This is a genomic window from Acinetobacter sp. WCHAc060025 (genome assembly GCF_004209355.1).
Taxonomy (GTDB): domain Bacteria; phylum Pseudomonadota; class Gammaproteobacteria; order Pseudomonadales; family Moraxellaceae; genus Acinetobacter; species Acinetobacter wuhouensis.
Genome location: NZ_SGSX01000010.1, coordinates 84,520 through 104,075, shown reverse-complemented (window position 1 = coordinate 104,075; position 19,556 = coordinate 84,520). Strand labels below are relative to the sequence as shown.

Below are 19,556 nucleotides of genomic sequence, written 5' to 3'. Positions count from 1 at the left end.
ACTCTTATTTATTTAAATTTTAAAACGTAAGTTGAGTTCAATCAAAGTTTTAGTCACATCAAAACCATTATCCATATTACGATAATAATCTAATAAAACCACACCTAAACGCGCAGGGTGTTTGGGTAGATTTTCAAGAATAATTATTAAAGATTTATTCATCACAGGATGTAAAGTTAATCCATTACCCCATGCCAAATCATATGGTGTTTGGTTCTCAGTTTGTGTTTTTACACAGTTATAGCTGATATAAAGCGTATCATTGATCACGGTCGATGCTTCATCGAGGATTTTCTTTACTGAACTGATTTGCTTCGCAGTTTCAGTTTGATGTTGTAAAGGTAATACACGAAAATTTTGATCTAAATGATTTGTATATTCCTGTTGCTTAGTTTTTTGACACGGAATACCAATTTCATTGACCACGGTACAATGATTAAAAAATACGATCTTGCCTCTCAAATCTTGCAAAGAAGTGTTCTTATCACCTTCATAAAAATAGGTTTTATCACCCTCTGTGAGGAACTTTTCTAAGTGATGCATAAAATTACGCTTAAAGTTCAAGAATTTAGTTTCACGATGCGCAATTTGCAGACAAATAACTTCTGTTGGATTGCGTAATAAAAAGTTTTTACAAGTCAATAAAACTTGTTCAAAGTTAATTTGGCAATGATAACGATCATGAATCACGCTTAATGAATAATCTTCCGCATCCGTACATGCGAGTTCCATGTCCAAGAAACGAATGCCATCATGAAGCTGTTCAAGTAGGCTATAGTTTTGGTGTTTAAGATGATTCATTGAATCATCAAAATTATATGTTGCTGAACAATGTGTGCCTGGGATAGTAATTTCACTTAACTTAAGACTAGGATCTAAATGCCTCATCCAATCATGTGTCGCAACGCTATAAGCATGCTTATTAATACCTAGATTCATCACAAAACTCTACGTTAATGTCTGTAAGTCAAATATAGGTGAAATGTAAGTTATTCGAATCACTAAAAATAAGTAATTGTGACCGAAATGGTTGGAACTTATTTTAATTTTTCTAATCTAAAACAATAATTTAAAAAACCATAATTAATTTAAGTGTTGGTAAAATAGACATTTTATGTCAAATTCATATTTTTTAGTATAATCAAGTTTTTTTGAAGATTTAACACTAATTTTTTCACTAAGTAATTGAAATGTATTATTTAAAAATTATCAAAATCACTGTGATAGGTGAATTGTGATAATGTTTTTATAGTTTTTAATTAATTATATATTTATAAAGTATTTAAAAATCAATTATATATATATTCTTATTGATATAAATTTGGTTTTTATATAAAAAACACCCGATGAATGGCATCGGGTGTTTTACAGAATATTGATGTCTGCATCACTTTAACAAGACATACTCAAGCTGACTATTTCTGATCTGGTAAAGCATAAGCAATAATATAATCACCTACATCTTTAGAATGGCTTGCACCACCCGCAGAGATGACAACATATTGTTTACCAGTTTTCGGAGATTTATAAATCAATGGTGCGGCAACAGCAGCCACAGGAAGTTCAGCTTTCCAGACTTCTTTACCTGTTTTAGAGTCTAAAGCACGAAGATAATAATCTTGCGTACCTGCAAAGAACACTAAACCAGAGGCAGTTGAAGTTGGACCACCTAAAGTTGGCATACCTAAAGGCATAGGCATGTGTGATTTAACACCTAAAGGTCCAAGTTGTTCAGCAGTCCCCATCGGTACTTCCCAAACCACTTTTTTAGATTTTAAATCAATCGCGGTCATGGTGCCGAAAGGTGGGCGGTTACATGGTACACCCAATGCAGACTGCATGATGTCGATTTTCACACCTGCATAAGGGCCTGCAAATTGTGGACGTACAGTACCCATAAACCCAGGCACTTCGTCAGTTGAAATTTTGTATTTACCCATGTCTTCTTTACGAACTAAAGACATACGAAGCGGCATACGCATATCGTTGACGAACATTAAACCAGTCGATTCATCAATCGAAATACCACCCCAGTTCATGCCACCCAACAGACTTGGCCATTCGATATAAGGTTTTTCACCTGGTGGAGTATAAAGACCTTGATAGACTGAATCTTTATAGTCAATACGGCAGTTTAACTGGTCAAATGTAGAAATCCCCCACATGTCTTTTTCACGTAAAGTGTCATTCCCAATTTGTGGCATGTCTACTGAGTAAGGTTGAGTTGGAGAAAGTTTTTCACCTTCGGCAGCTCCTGAAGTTGGTACTGCTTTTTCAACAACTTTAGACACAGGTTGTCCTGTACGACGGTCTAAAACAAAGATTTGTCCCATTTTCGTGGTTTGAATCAATGTTGGAACTTTTTGACCTTGTTCATTGGTCATGTCGTATAAAACAGGTTGTGACGGTAAATCATAATCCCAAACGTCATGATGCACGATTTGATAAGACCAAACAGTTTTACCCGTAGTTGCATTGACAGCAACGACAGCAGAACCGAATTTTTCTTTGGCACCGTTACGGTCACCACCCCAGTAATCTGGAGGACCATTACCTGTAGGTAAATAAACCAGATTTAAATCTTTGTCATAAGTTGGAATGGTCCACATATTCGGTGTTTCAAGGGTGAAACCTTTGCCATTTGTAGGCTCACCAGAAAGTTCTGGATTACCCACATCCCAAGCCCAAGCCAATTTCCCAGTACGAACGTCATAAGCACGTACTACACCAGAAGGTTCGCCATGAACAATATCACGTACCCAACCACCAAGAATCGCCACATGACCTGCAATTAAAGGCGTAGAAGTAGGGTGATAACGTTTACTTTGTTCAGTTGGTCCCATGTCATGTAAAACATCGACTTGACCATTGACACCGAACTCAGGACACAAAGCACCTGTTTTTGCATTTAACGCAATTAAACGACCATCCACAGTCGAAGTTAAAATACGTTGTGGGCAAGCTTTAATCCCATTCGATGCTAAATCAGCAGAAGTGAGTGAAGCATCTTTGCTTGCATCATAATAACCCACACCACGACAAGTGATATGTTCTGCAGTTTTTGCCTTAGGATCATATTTCCAGATGGCTTTACCACTATCACCATCAATTGCTGTAATGATATTGGTCGGTGTACATGAATAAAGCGTACTACCAATTTGAATCGGTGTATTTTCATCCACACCCGCTTTGAGATCACGACCTGTGTGGTAAATCCAGGCAACTTTCAAATCTTTTACATTGTCAGGCGTGATGTCGGTATATGGCGCAAAACGTGTACCATTGCCATTACGACCGAAATATTCCCAGTTATCTGAGTTTTCAGCATGCGGTTTTGCAAGGTTTGGATCCTGAACCAAATCGACTGGATTTAAAACTTTGCCATGTGGGTAAAATGCTGCAATCAGTGCAATAACACAGGCAGCGAAACCAACAAATCCAACCTGATTCGCAGCTTTCACTTTTTCATTGGTTAATGTAGGCAGACTGTGACTTGCCCATAAACTTAAAACAAATAAAACAGTTGGAATCACCAGACGTGGAATGTATTGCCAGAAGTCTAAACCTTGAACTTCTGCAATTGCCCAAATCACAGTTGCAATAAATGTGATGATAGACAACCATAAACCAGCGGCTTTTTTTAACGCATATAGAATCGCAATGATGATGTACGCAACACCAGCAATAACATAATAACTTGAACCACCTAAGCTCAATAATTTTGAACCCTGGATGATGAGATATAGGGCAATGAGTGCAGTCAAGACGATAAAGAAGTATCGATAGACTTTGGACCTGGTTGCCTCTACGGGAGAGTTTTGCTCTGTGCTCATACCTTGCCTCTTGGTAAATTCGGCTTGGTTGCATAGTTCAGAAAAGAATAACGGGCATGTTATAGGGGCTGTTGAGATTTCATCAATGATTTACGTTATGTCGAGAAATGATTGAGTTCACCATTTTGAATAATGAAACTCATATTTCACGTTACGTATCATTGAAAAATACATATTGTCGCAAACATAGACGAATGCTCAACAGACTCAAATCTTATCGAATTCAATAGCTATGTAACAAAGTCATCAGGAATCAATCGCTGGGTAAGCAATTGATTCAATGAAGGGGAGAGATTTTGTGGTTAATTATTGTAGCATTTTATCTAAATAAGATAAAGTTTAAGGGTTAATGTGGGTTTTATTAATATTCAATGCTGTTTTTTATTGGGTTTTAGAGTAATTAGCTTAATTTGAGTCATATTTTATTTGTTGTGCTTAGCCATGAAAAAGCTCAACAGAGAACTAAGTCTATGTTGAGCTAGGTGGAAAAGGACTAGGTGGAAAAGGAAAAATTAAGTAGAAAATAAAAATCAATCAAAAATTTTGTGAATGGCTTGGAAGGGTAAGGTCACCACATCAAAAGCCACAGCAAAAGGGAATAAGACTAATTTATCAGCAGTTTTACTGCTTACTTTAGAGTAGTCTTTCACTTCCTCAGACGTATAAATACTGATTTGATAAGGCTTACTCAGTGCTTTAAATGAATCGCGGTTGGTTGCTGCTGGGTAAACGACACCTCCAAGTTTAATATTGAAACAGAAGCGTTGTGCATTCAAACGTTTATCACTTGAGTTGGTGCATTCTTCAGCACCATTTTCAATAAAAAATGCACGATCTGCCTTGGTCACATCTTCTGCAAGTTTGACGTAGGATAGCTCCAAAGCTCCTGAAAAATTACCATCATTTTTAGCTGAGTAAAAGTCGAGTGAACGTGTCACTTGAATATTTTTCGGATCAAGTGTTGAGATGACTTTGGCAAATTTTGCTCCGCCTTGTGTCAGTACATAACTATATTGTTGTCCAACGATCACAATACTGTCTTGTGGTAAATTTGGCATGACTTGCGCAGGTTTGCCAAAAGCAATCACGTTGTCATTAATTAGGACGTTTTTAACGGTTTTAGTGCGAACACCATCATCTTTATCCAGTAGGGTTGCAGTTGCACAGCCTGTTAAAATCGTTGCACTACCCAATATCGTCGCAAGCAGAGAACTTTTTAGTATCTTCGTCATTTATTGTGCTCATCGGTTTATTTTCAAATTATTTATAGCAGTTCATTGTGCATGCGGTAAGTTTGAAAGATGCCAAAATTCTCTATAAAAATTGTGTTTTAGCGCATTTTTGATCAATTCATTGGCAAAATATGACCATTGGGTTGGTTTGTTTTTGTTCGATAATGAATTTAAAGGTGAATAAATGAAAATAAACGAAAATTAAATTCTCAAATTAAGTTTGAAAAATGTTCGGAAAGAATGATTATTTTTGATGATATAAAATGTAATTTGATTCATAAATATTGTGCAATGATGACATGCCACAGTAATAATGAGACCAACCAACAAACAACCAGCAAAATCAGTTCAACAAAACAAAAATATTCATTGTATTTTGAAGCCAAGATTCATATCATTGCTCGCTTGTTTGCACGATCAGCGGAACTGAACCTTGAGTAATTTTCTAACCGAGCACCTGATACATCGTGAAGATGATTTTATGGTGATTCATAAGCCAGCAGGTATACTCACAGTTCCCGGAAAAACAGAAGACCTACAAGATTGTGTCATTAGCAGATTACTAAAAATTGAACCTAAAACATTACTGATTCACCGTTTAGACCGTGATACTTCAGGCATCCTTGTATTTGGATTAAGTAAGTGGGGACAAAAATCCATTTCTCGACAGTTCCAAGAACGTCAAACCTCTAAAACATATCAAGCAGTCGTCGCAGGAACTTTACACGGTGAAGGAACTGTTGATGTACCTGTCATTTATGATCCTGAACATCCTCCATTACATATCGCTGCACCAGAACATAACAAACCAGCATTAACACATTGGAAAGCAGTCGAACATTTTCAAATTCAAGGACAAGCTGTCACACGCGTAGAACTTACGCCGATTACAGGACGTTCACATCAGTTACGTGTACATATGCAATATTTAGGTCATCCGATCGTCGGAGATACTTTATATGCAACAACTGAACAACAGCAGTTAATGCCACGTTTATGTTTACATGCACAGCAACTGAGCTTTTATCATCCTAAAACAGAGGAGCTTGTACAATTTGATTGTCCAGTTCCGTTTTAGTCAAATTTTTTAAATAGTAATCCCATAAGCTCAAATTATTTAATGAGCTTTATGTCAAAAAGTATTGCGTAAAGGGCGTAAACTTTGTTCAAATATTCTCCTAATTTGAGCAAACGTGTTTTAGCCTCGAACATGAGATAAAGGTGGAAAAATTGCAACAATTTGCTATAGGTCAACGTTGGTTATCAGACACAGAAACTGAATTAGGTTTAGGTGTATTGATTGATGTCGATGAACGTTCAATCAGTATTCTTTTCCCAAAAAGTGATGAAACTCGTGTCTATGCACGTAACAATGCACCTTTATCTCGTATTGTTTTCAATGTAAATGATGAAGTTCAAGATCAAGAAGGTCAAAAGTGGATTGTAGAATCATTTGATGATCGCAATGGTGTGATTCGTTATAACGTGATTCGCACACTTGAAAATGGCGAGCAAGAACGTAAAGCACTCAACGAAACCCGTATTGGTGCAACTATTCAATTGTCTAAGCCTTTAGAGCGCCTATTAGCGAGTCAAATTGATTATAAAGAATGGTATGACTTGCGTATTGAAGCCTTGCAAATGCAAGCCAATATGCAAACGTCTCCATTACGTGGTCTAGTTGGCGCACGTGTAGGCTTGATTCCACACCAACTTTATATTGCACATGAAGTCGGTAAGCGTTTTGCACCACGTGTTTTACTTGCCGATGAAGTTGGTTTAGGTAAAACCATTGAAGCAGGCTTGATCATTCATCAACAATTGAAAACTGGTCGTTCTGAACGTATTTTGATTCTCGTTCCAGATTCACTGCAATATCAGTGGATGATTGAAATGCGCCGTCGTTTCAATTTGAACTTCTCTTTATTCGATTTAACACGTACCGCTTCGATCAAGGAGCATGATCCAGAGCTCAATCCATTCTTAACTGAACAATGTATTATTGCTTCTGTCGATTTGATGATTGACCATGATGATTTACGTGAGCAAGCACTTGAAGCTGGTTTTGATCTACTCGTGGTCGATGAAGCGCATCATTTGATGTGGAGTGAAGAAGAAGGTGGTAACGAACGTTATGACCTTGTTGAAGAACTCGCTGAAAAAACTGAAGGTGTTTTATTACTGACTGCGACACCTGAACAATTGGGTGTAGAAAGCCATTTTGCTCGCTTACGCTTACTTGATCCACAACGTTTTAGTTCTCTAGATCGCTTCTTGGATGAAGAAGAGCAATATCATCACACTGCAAAAATTGCAGAAGTGTTGATGTCTGATCTTCCACTTGAAGCAGAACATTTAGAAGCAGTTGAAAAATTACTGGGTCATGCAATTGAAGATCAACCAGAACACCGCTTCCGTGCAATTCATGAATTGTTAGATCGTCATGGCACAGGTCGTATCTTGTTCCGTAATACCCGTGAAGCGATTCAAGGTTTCCCAGGACGTGATTGTCAGCCAGCACCTTTACCAGCGCCAGAAAATTGGTCGAAAGATGGTAAGTTACGTGAGCAAATGTGGCCAGAAGAAGCACAACTCGATGGCGCGTGGATGGAAACAGACCCACGTGTGATGTGGTTGATGGAGCGTTTACGTTCAGATTTAAAACATAAGAAAGTGTTATTAATCGCACGTAGTGGCCCAGTGGTTGAAGCTTTGGAAAATGCTTTGCGTATTCATGCAGGCGTACGTACAGCCATGTTCCATGAAGGCATGAGCTTGTTGGAACGTGACCAAGCTGCGGCTTACTTTGCTGAAGATTCTTATGGCGCGCAGATTTTATTGTGTTCTGAAATCGGTTCAGAAGGTCGTAACTTCCAATTTGCATCTGATCTTGTGTTATTCGACTTACCCGCGAACCCTGACGTACTTGAACAACGTATTGGTCGTTTAGACCGTATTGGTCAAGAAAATCGTATTCAAATTCATGTGCCTTATTTATTAGGCACAGCTCAAGAGCGTATGTTCCGTTGGTATAACGAAGCATTGAATATTTTTAGTAATATTTCACCAACAGCGCAAACACTTCAAGAAAACTTTATTGTTGATTTGAAAGATTGTTTATTGACTGATAAAGGTCAAGAATTCGAAGAATTACTTGAAGCTGTCAATGTTCAACGTCAAGCTTTGGAAGCGGAATTACAAGATGGTCGTGATCGTCTACTTGAGTACAATTCATGTCGTCCAATAGTGGCACAAGAGATTGTGACTGCGCTTGAAGACTATGATGACAATACATTATTGCCAATGTTCATGAAGCGTTTTATGGCATCAACCAATATTGATTTTGATGAACAAAGTAATGGTACTGTGATCATTAAACCAACTGATCAAATGCAAGTTCAAGGTTTGGATATTGATGAAGAAGGTATGACTGCGACCTTCTATCGTGATCAGGCTCAGATTCGTGAAGATGCACAATATTTAACACTTGAGCATCCGTTTACTGAAAGTGTGATGGAAATTATCCGTACTCAATCTTTCGGTAGTACCAATGTCGCGATTCTGAAAACCAATGCTTTGAAACAAGGTTCGATCTTATTAGAAGTATGGTTTAAAGTTGATGTGGTTGCGCCTAAAGCATTAAATCTACCTTCAAGCTTACCAACTCAGTTGATTCGTGTGCTATTGACGGAAAATGGTCAAGATATTACCGCGAAGCTTGATCCGGAAATCATTAAACCTTATTTACATCATTTAGACAGCAATAGTTGCCGTCAAGTGGTGAAAGCGCGCCGTGAAGTTGTTGAACAGCGTTATGCACAAGCTTTAGATATTGCCAAAGGTGCTTTGCCTCAACTGATCGAGCAAGCTAAAAATATTTATGGTAGTAAATGGCAATATGAAATAGATCGTTTAACGTATCTAAAACAGTTCAATCCAAGTATTCGTGATGATGAAATTTCTCGTTTGCAGAAATTCCAAAAAGAAGGTTTGGGTTTGCTGGATGGTTTATCTGTTACACCTGAAGCGATTCAAGTGTTGGTGGTAGTTAAACCTTAAATGTTTCAAATTATTTAAATCCAAGAAAGCTCCTACGGGAGCTTTTTTGATTTGCACATTGTAAAGTTGTATTATTGAAATAATTTATAAAATTTAATAGATTACCGATGAATATAGAATTGATGAAATTATGTAAGAATTTATTTAATATGATAATAACTCAATTAAATATACATAATATAGTATGATCTATTTGAAATAAAAAATTAATATTAAAAAATAATTGATAATATTTAAATGTTTTCTAAATTATATTTATCGAATAATTAATCGCAATTGAGCTTAATTAATTTATAAAATACCTAATTTAGGGTATTGTTTGCTTTTTATTTAAGATTGAAAATTATTCCTGAAATTAAAGGAGGGTTTTAAATGTTTTCAGTAGATACTGAACTAATTAAGCCAGTATTAGTTTTAGAAGACGATCCGGTTGTACAGGATCGTATGTACAGTATTTTAGTTCAGTTTGGATACGTAAAAGAAGATATTACTTTTGTTCAAACAATTAAAGGGGCCATTGAACAATATAGTATTCTAGTAGCCAAATTGGTTCTGGTAGATTTAGGATTACCCGATGGAAATGGGATCGACTTTATTTCCTATATCAGAGAAGACTTACAAGACAGTGAGATTCCCATCATGGTGGTTTCTGCGTGGAACTCTGCTGAAGTAATCTTAAAAGCTTTATCTGCTGGGGCGACAGGCTATGTTCTTAAAGAGCGAGATGATTTTGAACTGATTTTCGCAATACGAAGTTTACTTCGTGGTGGGGTGATTATAGATCCGTTTATTGCAAATCAGATTTTAAAAAATGTTCATGCTGAAGATGTCGTAAAACCTGAAGCACAATCTTGTCAATTAGAAACGAATTTATCGGCTAGGGAATTAGAGATTCTCAATTTGGTCGCTGTTGGGAATAGTAGTCGTGAAATTTCAGAACAGTTAAATATTTCTAAATTTACAGTCGATTGTCATATTAAAAATATCTACCATAAACTCTCAGTAAATTCACGCACTAAAGCAATTAATATGGCGAAGACGATTGGTTTGATTAGTTAGTTTATATAATAAAAAATATTTTATTTGATTTCTATTGCTTTATTTTAAGGTATTATTAAATCCTTCTTTAACTTTAATAAATAAAATCTTATATCTATTTTCGATGAGTTGCTTTATATAAGCTACGGTTATCAATCTTCTGAATGTTTTAGGGTGTTTATTATTTTTGCTATAAATGAGAATCAATCAATTAAATTGAGATAATGTAATAGATTTAAATGCGAAATTTAATTGATCAGAAATACTGTATACAAAACAGACAATTTTATGCTATTGATGATGCAATGCTTTCAGTTTGGGAAAGCAATTATTTTGCTTTGTTATCGTGTTGTTTGTACTGCATTTGATCTGAAACTTGGATATGCATTGTGAAATGATAATGAAGAAAACTGAACAATAAAAATTTAAAAGGGATGAAATATTATGGGAAATACGGAAGTGGTTGAGTTTTATGATACCCATTTACATTATTTATTGCATTGGGAAAAAAAAATTCCAGATAAAGATTATTGTGTACAACCTACAGCAAATGGCGAAGTCATTCATTACACTTGGGCGGAGGTTGGGCAACAAGTACGGAGTATGGCAAGTTATTTATTGTCTTTAAATTTGCCAAGTAAAAGTTCAATCGCAATCTATGGGAAAAATAGTGCCCATTGGCTCATGGCGGATTTGGCGATTTGGATGGCAGGGCATATTTCCGTACCGTTATATCCCACTTTAAATGCTGAAGGCGCAAGCTATGTACTGGAGCACAGTGAAGCAAAGTTACTTTTCATTGGAAAGTTAGATGGGAAGGCTGATAGTTGGAATGATGTGAAAAAAATAATTCCAGAAAATTTTCCATGTGTCTGTTTGCCTTTAGCTCCTGACTATGATGCACCAAAGTGGAATGATATCATTCAAAATGTTCAACCTTTGGTGAATCCAACATTACCAAACAAAGATGATTTAGCAACGATTGTCTATACCTCTGGCAGTACTGGTTTACCCAAAGGTGTGATGCAAACATTTTCCACACTCTTAGCCGGTGCAAATGAAATGAGGAATACATTCGGTGTAACTTCTTCAGATCGGGCACTGTCATATTTACCGCTTGCGCATGTGGCGGAGCGGATCTTTATTCAGTCATCCTCGATGGTTTGTGGTTATACAGTGTATTTTGCCAATTCATTAGAGACATTTATTGAGGATTTAAACCGAGCCAAGCCTACAGTGTTTTTCTCGGTACCAAGATTATGGACAAAATTCTATTTAGGAATTAATGAAAAAATTCCACCGCATGTACAAAAAATTCTCTTTAAAATACCTGTGCTTGGTAAAGTGATTAAGAAAAAATTATTAGCTAAGTTAGGTTTAAATCATGTCCGTTATGCATTTACTGCATCCGCACCATTACCGATTGATATTATTTTATGGTACCGAAATTTAGGTTTGGAATTGCTCGAAATTTACGGAATGACGGAAAATTGTGGTTATTCACACGCCACTAAAGTTGGGCAGTTTGCAGAAGGTTATGTCGGGCATGCACAACCTAAAGTAGAGTGCAAAATTGATGAAAATGGTGAAATCCTTGTCAAAAGTCCAGGTACGATGTTGGGGTATTATAAAAATCCTGAAAAAACAGCAGAAGATATAACAGCTGATGGATTTTTACGTACGGGCGATATGGGGGAAATTGATGCAGTTGGGAGACTTAAAATTACAGGGCGGATTAAAGACATCTTTAAAACCTCTAAAGGAAAATACGTCATGCCTGTGCCGACAGAGCAAAAAATTGGTAATAATGAATTGGTTGAATCAGTCTGTGTAGGTGGTTCAAGTTTACCGCAACCTGTTGCTTTTATTATGTTGGCTGAAGATGTACGCAATCATTTAAAGCAAAATGGTAAACGTGATGAAGTGGAAGCGACATTAAAATCATTGAGATTGAAGATAAATGAAGCATTAGAATCACATGAGAAATTGAGTTTTATGGTTGTCATCAATGAACCTTGGACAATGGAAAATGATTTATTGACACCAACCATGAAGATTAAGCGTAATAAAATAGAAAGTCGTTATGAACCTTCTTTAGAAAAATGGGCTTCGTTAAAACAAGAAGTCGTGTGGGAATAAAAGGGCATAATTCAAAAATAAAAAAACTCTCGTTTTGAGAGTTTTTTATTTTTAACTGATCTATAGATTGTTAAATCATCTCAGCTTTTTTTAATTCCAATTTGATATAGGCGTAAAAAATTGGTGCAACGATTAATCCAGCTAAGCCAAAAATTGCTTCAAATACGAGCATCGCCAATAAGACTTCCCACGATGCTGCATGAATTTTTGTACCAATAATTTTTGCATTGATAAAATATTCAAGTTTGTGAATCAAAATTAAATAAATCAAAGCTACACCAGCAGTTGTCACAGAAATTGTAAGCCCTGTGATTACGATGATGGTATTGGAAATTAAATTCCCAACGATGGGAATTAAGCCAAAAATAAAAGTCAGTATGACAAGCGTGTTGGCAAAGGGTAATTGCACACCAAAGATTGGTAATAAAATATGTGAAAAAACAAAGAATAGCGCAGTATTAATTAATGAAATTTTAAATTGTGCAAAGACTACATTTTTAAACGCTGTAGATAAATTTTCAATCCGTTTGATCATGGCGCGTTTAAAAACAGGCTGTTCAGGTTGAGGATGTAAACGATTAAGTGATACCAAAATTCCAACAATAGAAGCGATCAGCATTGTCGCAAGATTATGAATGAAATCAGTCCCTGTGTGTTTTAGCGTACTCAGATTATCTTTGAGTAAATCCATGGATTGATCTTTCAGCTCTGGAAGCGTATAGGGAATAAAGCCTGGAATATACTGAGCGATTTCGAGTTGTAGTTTTTGCAGTGTTTGGTCAATCTGATCGCTTAAGGCACTCACTCCAGACCCTTGTACATCATGTTGCATGAAACTGACTAAACTGGTAATTCCAAGTGTAATTAACGTCACAATGATGATGCCGAGAATGACGCTAATGGTAATTCTTGCGCGCTGACCATCAATATATTTCTCTGTGATATTTCCTAAGCTATTAATAATTTCAAATATTACAAAGCCTGCAAAAAAACTGGCAAGAAGATGTAAGGGAATCAATAAAGCTAAGAAAATCGCCATCAATAGATAACTTGTCATTATGCTTTGATGGTCAGTGAGTATTTTCATATAAATTAAGCCTAAAAGTCGTGCAGCATTGTTGGGCAATGCATTTGTGTTTAGGCGCGAAGGTAGATGAAAAGTCTATCTAGGGTCTAAGCGATGAAGTTTGTAATATTTATCTTAAGTTTAAGTTAATTTGTTTGCACTAATTTTTTATAACATCATTCATATCATATAGACCGCAGGGTTGATTACTCACCCAAGTGGCTGCACGGACGGCGCCAACAGCAAAGTTCATGCGATTATTTGCGACATGTTTAATTTCAATTTGCTCATCATTACCGAAGAAGAATACACTGTGTTCACCAACGATATCCCCACCTCGAATGGCTTGTAAGCCTATACTTTGATGATGTCTTTCGCCTACAGCACCGTGACGTTGATAAATAGCAATATCAGCGAGTTGTTGCTGTCTTGCTTGTGCAATCGCATCTGCGTACATCAAAGCTGTACCTGAGGGTGCATCAATTTTATGACGATGATGGGCTTCAATAATTTCTGCTTCAAAAGCTTGAGCATATTCATTTTGGCTCAGTAGTTGAGCTGCTACACGAACTAAATCGACACTCAGATTCACCCCAATGGAATAATTGCCTGAATGTACAATGGCTATTTCTTGGGCGGCTATTTTAATTTTTTCAGTAAGTTGTTCAGATAAACCCGTAATTCCAATAATGATTGGCTTCTTAGCTTGATGACAAATATCAAGGTGCGTGGCGAGCGCTTCTGCGGTGGTAAAATCAATCACAACATCACAATTTTGAATCACTGTACTTAGATCATCGCTGATCATGACATTTAATAGGTGGTGATAGGGGCTTTCTAGGTTTAAAAAATCTGCAAGACTTTTTCCAATACAAGCACTGCCGATACGTCCTGTGGCAACAGTAATATTGCGTCCCGCATGGATGCAGGCTTGAACGAGTATTCTGCCCATGCGCCCATTGACACCTAAAATACCGATTCGGATGTTTTGTTTATTGTTATTCATCATGATCCAAATGTTTAGAATGTAGTAGGGCTCAGTTATTAAACTTAGTTATTTCATTTGATTATTTAACTTGTGCTTCATCCAAGTGACGAGAACCTTCCAAAATCATACGAATCATGATCATGGTTTGTTCAGCGACTTCCTTCCGTTCATTGGTCGGTAAATCAATGACTTTAGCCCCCATGTTAAATACAAGCTGAGTAATGGCTTTGGCAACCAAGTCTGGATGAGCCAATTTACTATGATTGATGCGTTCAATGCGAATCAGATCATCTTGTAATTCTTGTTGGAAATAGTTTAATTGCTTATCAACCGCCAACTTATATTGGGTTGAGCCTGTATAACCTTCACGGAGTAACAGACTGAGATTACCTTCATCAGCATCCAATTGTTCAATAAAAACTTCAACTGAACTGCGGATAATGCTACTTTGTCTGGCTGCTTTAATCCGTGCTTCGTGCAAAATATGACGCAGAACCACACCAGAACGATCAATCAGTTCAATCGCAAGTTCATCAATATCTTTAAAATGTCGATAAAAACTATTCGGTGCAATGCCTGCTTCGCGTGCAACTTCACGCAGACTGAGTGATGCAATACTTTTTTGAGGGCCGATTAAATTCAATGCGGCTTGAAATAATTCTTCTTTGGTAATCGTTGCTTTACGACCGACAGTACGCACAGAAACTTTTTCAAGTTCTTGAATTTGATCTTGCAAGGAAGAAGAATTCTGAGTTGGCGTAGACGTTGGATTCATAAAGCATCAAATATTTAAAGTGTTTTTTTCATTATAGCCGTTGTCATTACTTAAATGAAACGTCTAGATACAATACGAGTGTATATACAAATATATATACATGTGTATAATAATTAAAATTCAGTTGAATGGTGAGCACTTATGCACGCTGTTGAAAAGCAAAAATCTCCTATAAATTCAATGTTTGACATGGTATTGGGTCACAATACTGCAAACTTTTGGCTACAAAAAATTAACCCTTTATGGTCTGTACAACAAGCTTTAGGCAAAATTGTTCAAAAAGAACAGTCTGCTACAGATACAACAAGTTTAACCATTGAAACCAATCGCCATTTTAAAATGGGGCAGGCAGGTCAGCATCATCCTATTACAGTCGAAATTCATGGTCGTCGTTATGAGCGTACCTATAGTTTGACTCAGTTAGATACACAACATGTGCTATTAACGGTTAAAAAAGTTGAGAATGGCGTAGTAAGCAATTGGTTGGTTAATGATGCCCAAATTGGTGACATCATTGAATTTGATCAACCTTATGGCGATATGCTTATCCCTGAAAATAAAATGCCTTTGATCCTTCTGGCGGCGGGGAGTGGAATCACGCCAATGTATAGTTTGATCAAAGCTTTAGTACAAACGAAACAACTTGATCAACAGCCTGTGCATCTCATGTATTGGGTGAAACAACATGCAGATGTTGCTTTTAAACAGCAGTTTGATCAACTCGCAACGCAATATTCAAACTTTAAATTCGATGTGTTCTATACCCAAGAAACTCAAGCTGATGCACGTTTGAATGATGAATATTTACATTTAGTACAAAACTTAACCCAAAGCACAGTCTATGTCTGTGGGCCATCAGGCTTTGTCGTAACAGCAGAAAAACTATTTGAAAATGCACAAGTGTTAAAAAGCGAAGCATTTAGCTTAACGCCGATCATTTCGGATGAAACGGGCTTTGTAAATGTGACATTGACCAAGTCAAATAAAGTGCTTGCTATACCGAAAGGGCAATCCATTCTTGCGAGCTTAGAACAGCAAAACATCAAACCACAACATGGCTGTCGAATGGGTATTTGCAATAAATGTGCCTGCAATAAAGCCCAAGGTGCTACGAAGAATTTGGTCAATGGTCAGGAAAATGCTGAACCAAACAACCTACTTCGTATCTGCGTGAATACAGCACAAACTGATCTAGTTATTGATATTTAAGCGAGTTTTACCATGAATATGCCAGTAAAAATTGAATATTTTAAAAATGCTAAAAACCGTGAATTAACCCAGTCTGAACTTGATGCTTTAGCACGTGAGCTTGATGCGATTAAGCAAGAAGTGTTGGATGATATTGGGGAAAAAGACGCTGAATATATTAAAAAAGTCTATGCGGCAATTCGCTATAGTAGCATTCTAGGGCGTGCATGTTTATTTGCAGGCTGGTTCCCGCCAGCATGGTTATTGGGTACAGGCTTACTCGGTTTTGCCAAAATCATGGAAAATATGGAACTTGGTCATAATGTCATGCATGGTCAATATGACTGGATGAATGATCCGCGCTTTAAAGGCACAACTTATGAGTGGGATATTGTCGGGACTTCAGACAACTGGCGTCAAACTCATAATTATAAACACCATACTTATACCAATATTAAAGGTATGGATGATGATATTGGCTATGGTTTATTGCGTTTGTTCCCTGAACAGCGTTGGAAAGCTGGCTATTTATTGCAACCTTTATACGCCGTGCCATTCTGCTTATTGTTCCAATGGGGTGTAGCGATTCAAAACCTTGAAATTGGTAAATTAATCTATAAACGTAAAACTTGGGCGCAGTTTAAAGAAGAATGGAAACCAACACAGAAGAAAATTGGTAAGCAATTCTTTAAAGATTATTTGTTTTTCCCATTGATCGCAGGCCCTGCGGCATTACCTGTTTTCACAGGGAATTTGGTGGCAAATGGTATCCGTAATATTTGGACATTTAGTATCATTTTTTGTGGACATTTCACCAAAGATGTTGAGGTTTTTCCGAAAACTGTTTTACAAAATGAAAGCCGTGGTCATTGGTATATGCGTCAAATTCGGGGTTCTTCGAACTTAACAGGTTCAGAAGCTTTCCATATTTTGACAGGGCATTTAAGCCATCAAATCGAGCATCATTTATATCCTGAAATCCCTGCGCGTCGTTACCGTAAAATGGCGCCAAAAGTGCAAGCAGTCTGTGAAAAATATGGTTTGAATTATAACAATGCAAGCCTGTTTAAACAGTATGGTCAGGTACTTGGACGTATTGTGAAATATGCTTTTCCATTTAAAAAGTGATTAATTATTGAAATATTCAAAGCCACTTTCGAGTGGCTTTTTGTATTGCATACAGGTGCCTTTTATCGCTAATCTATGAGCTCCTCGATATTGATCATAATGAGAATAAAATGATTCAACAACAATTAGAAAATATTCAAAAATGGTTAGCACAACACGCCTCAAAGATTGCAGATCAATCACTCAATCCTTCAGCAAGTAGTTCAGAAATAGAACAATTTGAACAAAAGCTTTCTAAGCGTTTACCTGAAGCATTTAAAGATTTGTACTCTTGGCATAATGGGATGAATGAGGAGGAAAATTTAGGTAATTTGTTCTACGGTATGGAGTTATTTTCTCTAGACCGTATTTTGCAATATAGAGCAAACCTTACAGATCTTGCCAATGCAGGATTAAGCCTTGAACATACGGATCCGCAGATTAATCCAGATAATGCCCATAACCCTGACTGGATTATTTTTGCACATGATGGTGGTAGAACAGGTTTATATTTGGATTTTGCACCAACAAGCCAAGGGAAAACAGGGCAAATTATTTTTGTCGATGTTGATTTTGATGTTGCTATTTTGGTTGCAGATTCAATTGAAGCATTGGTCAATGATTTTGCAAGTGACTTACTGGCAGGCTTGTATGAGTTAAATGAAGATGCGCTGGAAGACGAAAATGAGTTTTTGGAATGCGATGGGTCTATTGATTTGGTGAATTGGCATAATAGTCAGCGTTGGGCAAGACCATCGTTTAAGTGAACATAAACTGTAGAATATTTTAGATTCATGGAGGCGTATAAGATGAAATTTCCTGAAGTGTATGATTTCGAATATGTCTCTGAGTTTCAGCATTGGTTCGCCAGTATTGAAAATGAATGGACAGATGTTTTAATTCCAAGTGTAGATACTGAACATTTTCCAGAACAGCATTTACAATTTTTAAAACATGCTGAACCAGTATTACCTGAATTAATCATTTTTGGTGCAGTCTACGTCCAAAAACTTTCAGTGCTGAATTTGGGTGAGGGTAGCTTAAATGCGATTCGCTACAACACCTTCAATAATATTTCTTATATCGAATTGCAATATGTTTTTGATCAAGATCCTTATCATGTATGGAGCGCAGGTTTTGAGAAGAATCCATTACAAGGTTATTTGATTGATGTCACGACTGAGGAATTGGACTATGGGTTTAGTGCAATTATTTTACATCGTGAACCACTTTAACTGAGCTTTTGGGAATGATCAAAATATCCTTAAAAGAACAAGTCATAGCCCATTCGCCCAATCAAAAACACCAGTAAAATTAAAAAGAAAATACGAATAAAACCACTGCCATATTTCATGGCTAAAGCTGTGCCTGTGATTGCCCCAAGAATATTACACACAGCAAGAATCACAGCAGCTAACCAGATGACATGACCTGTCGGAATAAAGAAAAACATGGCGGCTGCATTGGTCGCAACATTGACCAATTTTGCGGAAGCAGAGGCATTTAAAAAGTCAAAAGCAAAGACTTTGACAAATAAAAACAGCAGAAAACTACCTGTGCCAGGTCCGAAGATTCCATCATAGAAACCAATCAATGCCCCAAATAAAATCCCAAGCGCAATTTCTTTTTTCCCTGCTTGTAAAACTGTGTGAATTTGTCCTAAGTCTTTTTTGGCAAAGGTATAAATGGCAATCGTGATCAATAAAAAGAACACGATATAACGCATTAATTCTTTGGGAATTAATGAAACAGACATTGCACCAAAGAAAGAAAAGACGAATGCAGCAAGCATTGTTGGCAGAACTAATTTCCAATTGATTGTTACTTTCTTAAAGTAAGCAAATGCGGAAGAAAGTGTTCCTGCCATTGCGATCATTTTATTGGTGCCGAAAACAGTTGCTAAGCTATGTTTTGGAAAAGCATGCATTAAAGCGGGTAATTGCACCAAACCACCACCGCCGACAGCAGCATCAATTAAGCCTCCACAGAAAGCGAAAAAGCCAAGGCTGAAAAGTAGGGTGGTATAGTCCATTACAGAAGTTGTCTAAGTTATATCTAAGAGAATGATCATAGAATATATTGAAGAAAAAGTAATTAAAAAGCTCTAATCTCAAGCTGTGAGATTAGAGCT

Annotated in this window: 15 protein-coding genes; 8 read left to right on the top strand and 7 right to left on the bottom strand. The window is 36.8% G+C overall.

All coding sequences use genetic code 11. The annotated features are described in order from the left end of the window. Positions 1-12 precede the first annotated feature (12 nt). From EXE09_RS10140 to EXE09_RS10130, 3 genes are all read right to left on the bottom strand, one after another. Positions 13-939 carry a phosphatidylinositol-specific phospholipase C domain-containing protein gene (locus EXE09_RS10140; RefSeq protein ID WP_130117187.1) on the bottom strand — a complete coding sequence of 309 codons (927 nt, stop codon included), beginning with the start codon at positions 937-939 and terminating at the stop codon, positions 13-15. Positions 940-1,415: 476 nt separating this feature from the next. Continuing rightward, a complete protein-coding gene (locus EXE09_RS10135) occupies positions 1,416-3,833 on the bottom strand; it encodes a membrane-bound PQQ-dependent dehydrogenase, glucose/quinate/shikimate family (protein WP_130117186.1) in 2,418 nt (805 codons plus the stop codon). A 530-nt stretch (positions 3,834-4,363) separates the two neighbouring features. Further along, positions 4,364-5,065: a hypothetical protein gene (locus tag EXE09_RS10130; RefSeq protein WP_087552579.1), complete on the bottom strand. Its 702-nt coding sequence runs from the start codon at positions 5,063-5,065 to the stop codon at positions 4,364-4,366. 433 nt (positions 5,066-5,498) lie between these two features. On the opposite strand from EXE09_RS10130, the gene EXE09_RS10125 reads away from it, so the two are divergent. From EXE09_RS10125 to EXE09_RS10110, 4 genes are all read left to right on the top strand, one after another. Beyond that, on the top strand, positions 5,499-6,143 hold the full coding sequence (locus EXE09_RS10125) for an RluA family pseudouridine synthase (protein WP_162994941.1): 645 nt from the start codon (positions 5,499-5,501) through the stop codon (positions 6,141-6,143). Between the two features lie 143 nt (positions 6,144-6,286). Further along, positions 6,287-9,124, top strand: coding sequence for an RNA polymerase-associated protein RapA (gene rapA, locus EXE09_RS10120; protein WP_130117185.1), 2,838 nt, complete (start codon positions 6,287-6,289; stop codon positions 9,122-9,124). Between the two features lie 372 nt (positions 9,125-9,496). Further along, positions 9,497-10,183 (top strand): LuxR C-terminal-related transcriptional regulator, encoded by a 687-nt coding sequence (locus EXE09_RS10115; protein ID WP_130117184.1) that lies wholly within the window; start codon positions 9,497-9,499, stop codon positions 10,181-10,183. Positions 10,184-10,606: 423 nt separating this feature from the next. Further along, positions 10,607-12,301, top strand: a complete 1,695-nt coding sequence (locus tag EXE09_RS10110) for an AMP-binding protein (RefSeq protein WP_130117183.1) — start codon at positions 10,607-10,609, stop codon at positions 12,299-12,301. 70 nt (positions 12,302-12,371) lie between these two features. Here EXE09_RS10110 and EXE09_RS10105 read toward each other — a convergent pair whose 3' ends face one another. From EXE09_RS10105 to fabR, 3 genes are all read right to left on the bottom strand, one after another. Then, a complete protein-coding gene (locus tag EXE09_RS10105; RefSeq protein WP_130113502.1) occupies positions 12,372-13,388 on the bottom strand; it encodes an AI-2E family transporter in 1,017 nt (338 codons plus the stop codon). A gap of 139 nt (positions 13,389-13,527) precedes the next feature. Next, on the bottom strand, positions 13,528-14,373 hold the full coding sequence (gene dapB, locus EXE09_RS10100; RefSeq protein WP_130117182.1) for a 4-hydroxy-tetrahydrodipicolinate reductase: 846 nt from the start codon (positions 14,371-14,373) through the stop codon (positions 13,528-13,530). A 61-nt stretch (positions 14,374-14,434) separates the two neighbouring features. Continuing rightward, positions 14,435-15,130: an HTH-type transcriptional repressor FabR gene (fabR, locus tag EXE09_RS10095; protein ID WP_068975346.1), complete on the bottom strand. Its 696-nt coding sequence runs from the start codon at positions 15,128-15,130 to the stop codon at positions 14,435-14,437. 141 nt (positions 15,131-15,271) lie between these two features. Between fabR and EXE09_RS10090 the strand changes: the two genes are divergently transcribed. The 4 genes from EXE09_RS10090 (at position 15,272) to EXE09_RS10075 (ending at position 18,660) form a co-directional block, all read left to right on the top strand. Continuing rightward, the gene (locus EXE09_RS10090; RefSeq protein WP_130117181.1) at positions 15,272-16,339 is read left to right on the top strand and encodes a ferredoxin reductase; all 1,068 of its coding nucleotides are present in this window, start codon (positions 15,272-15,274) and stop codon (positions 16,337-16,339) included. 12 nt (positions 16,340-16,351) lie between these two features. After that, entirely contained in the window at positions 16,352-17,446 is a 1,095-nt protein-coding gene (locus EXE09_RS10085; protein ID WP_068975344.1) for a fatty acid desaturase family protein, read from the top strand. Between the two features lie 110 nt (positions 17,447-17,556). Further along, complete coding sequence (locus EXE09_RS10080) at positions 17,557-18,192, top strand: SMI1/KNR4 family protein (protein WP_130117180.1); 636 nt, start codon at positions 17,557-17,559, stop codon at positions 18,190-18,192. A gap of 42 nt (positions 18,193-18,234) precedes the next feature. Next, a complete protein-coding gene (locus tag EXE09_RS10075; RefSeq protein ID WP_130117179.1) occupies positions 18,235-18,660 on the top strand; it encodes a hypothetical protein in 426 nt (141 codons plus the stop codon). A gap of 29 nt (positions 18,661-18,689) precedes the next feature. On the opposite strand, the gene EXE09_RS10070 is transcribed toward EXE09_RS10075, so the two are convergent. After that, positions 18,690-19,457 carry a sulfite exporter TauE/SafE family protein gene (locus EXE09_RS10070; protein ID WP_130117178.1) on the bottom strand — a complete coding sequence of 256 codons (768 nt, stop codon included), beginning with the start codon at positions 19,455-19,457 and terminating at the stop codon, positions 18,690-18,692. Between the last annotated feature and the right edge of the window lie 99 nt (positions 19,458-19,556).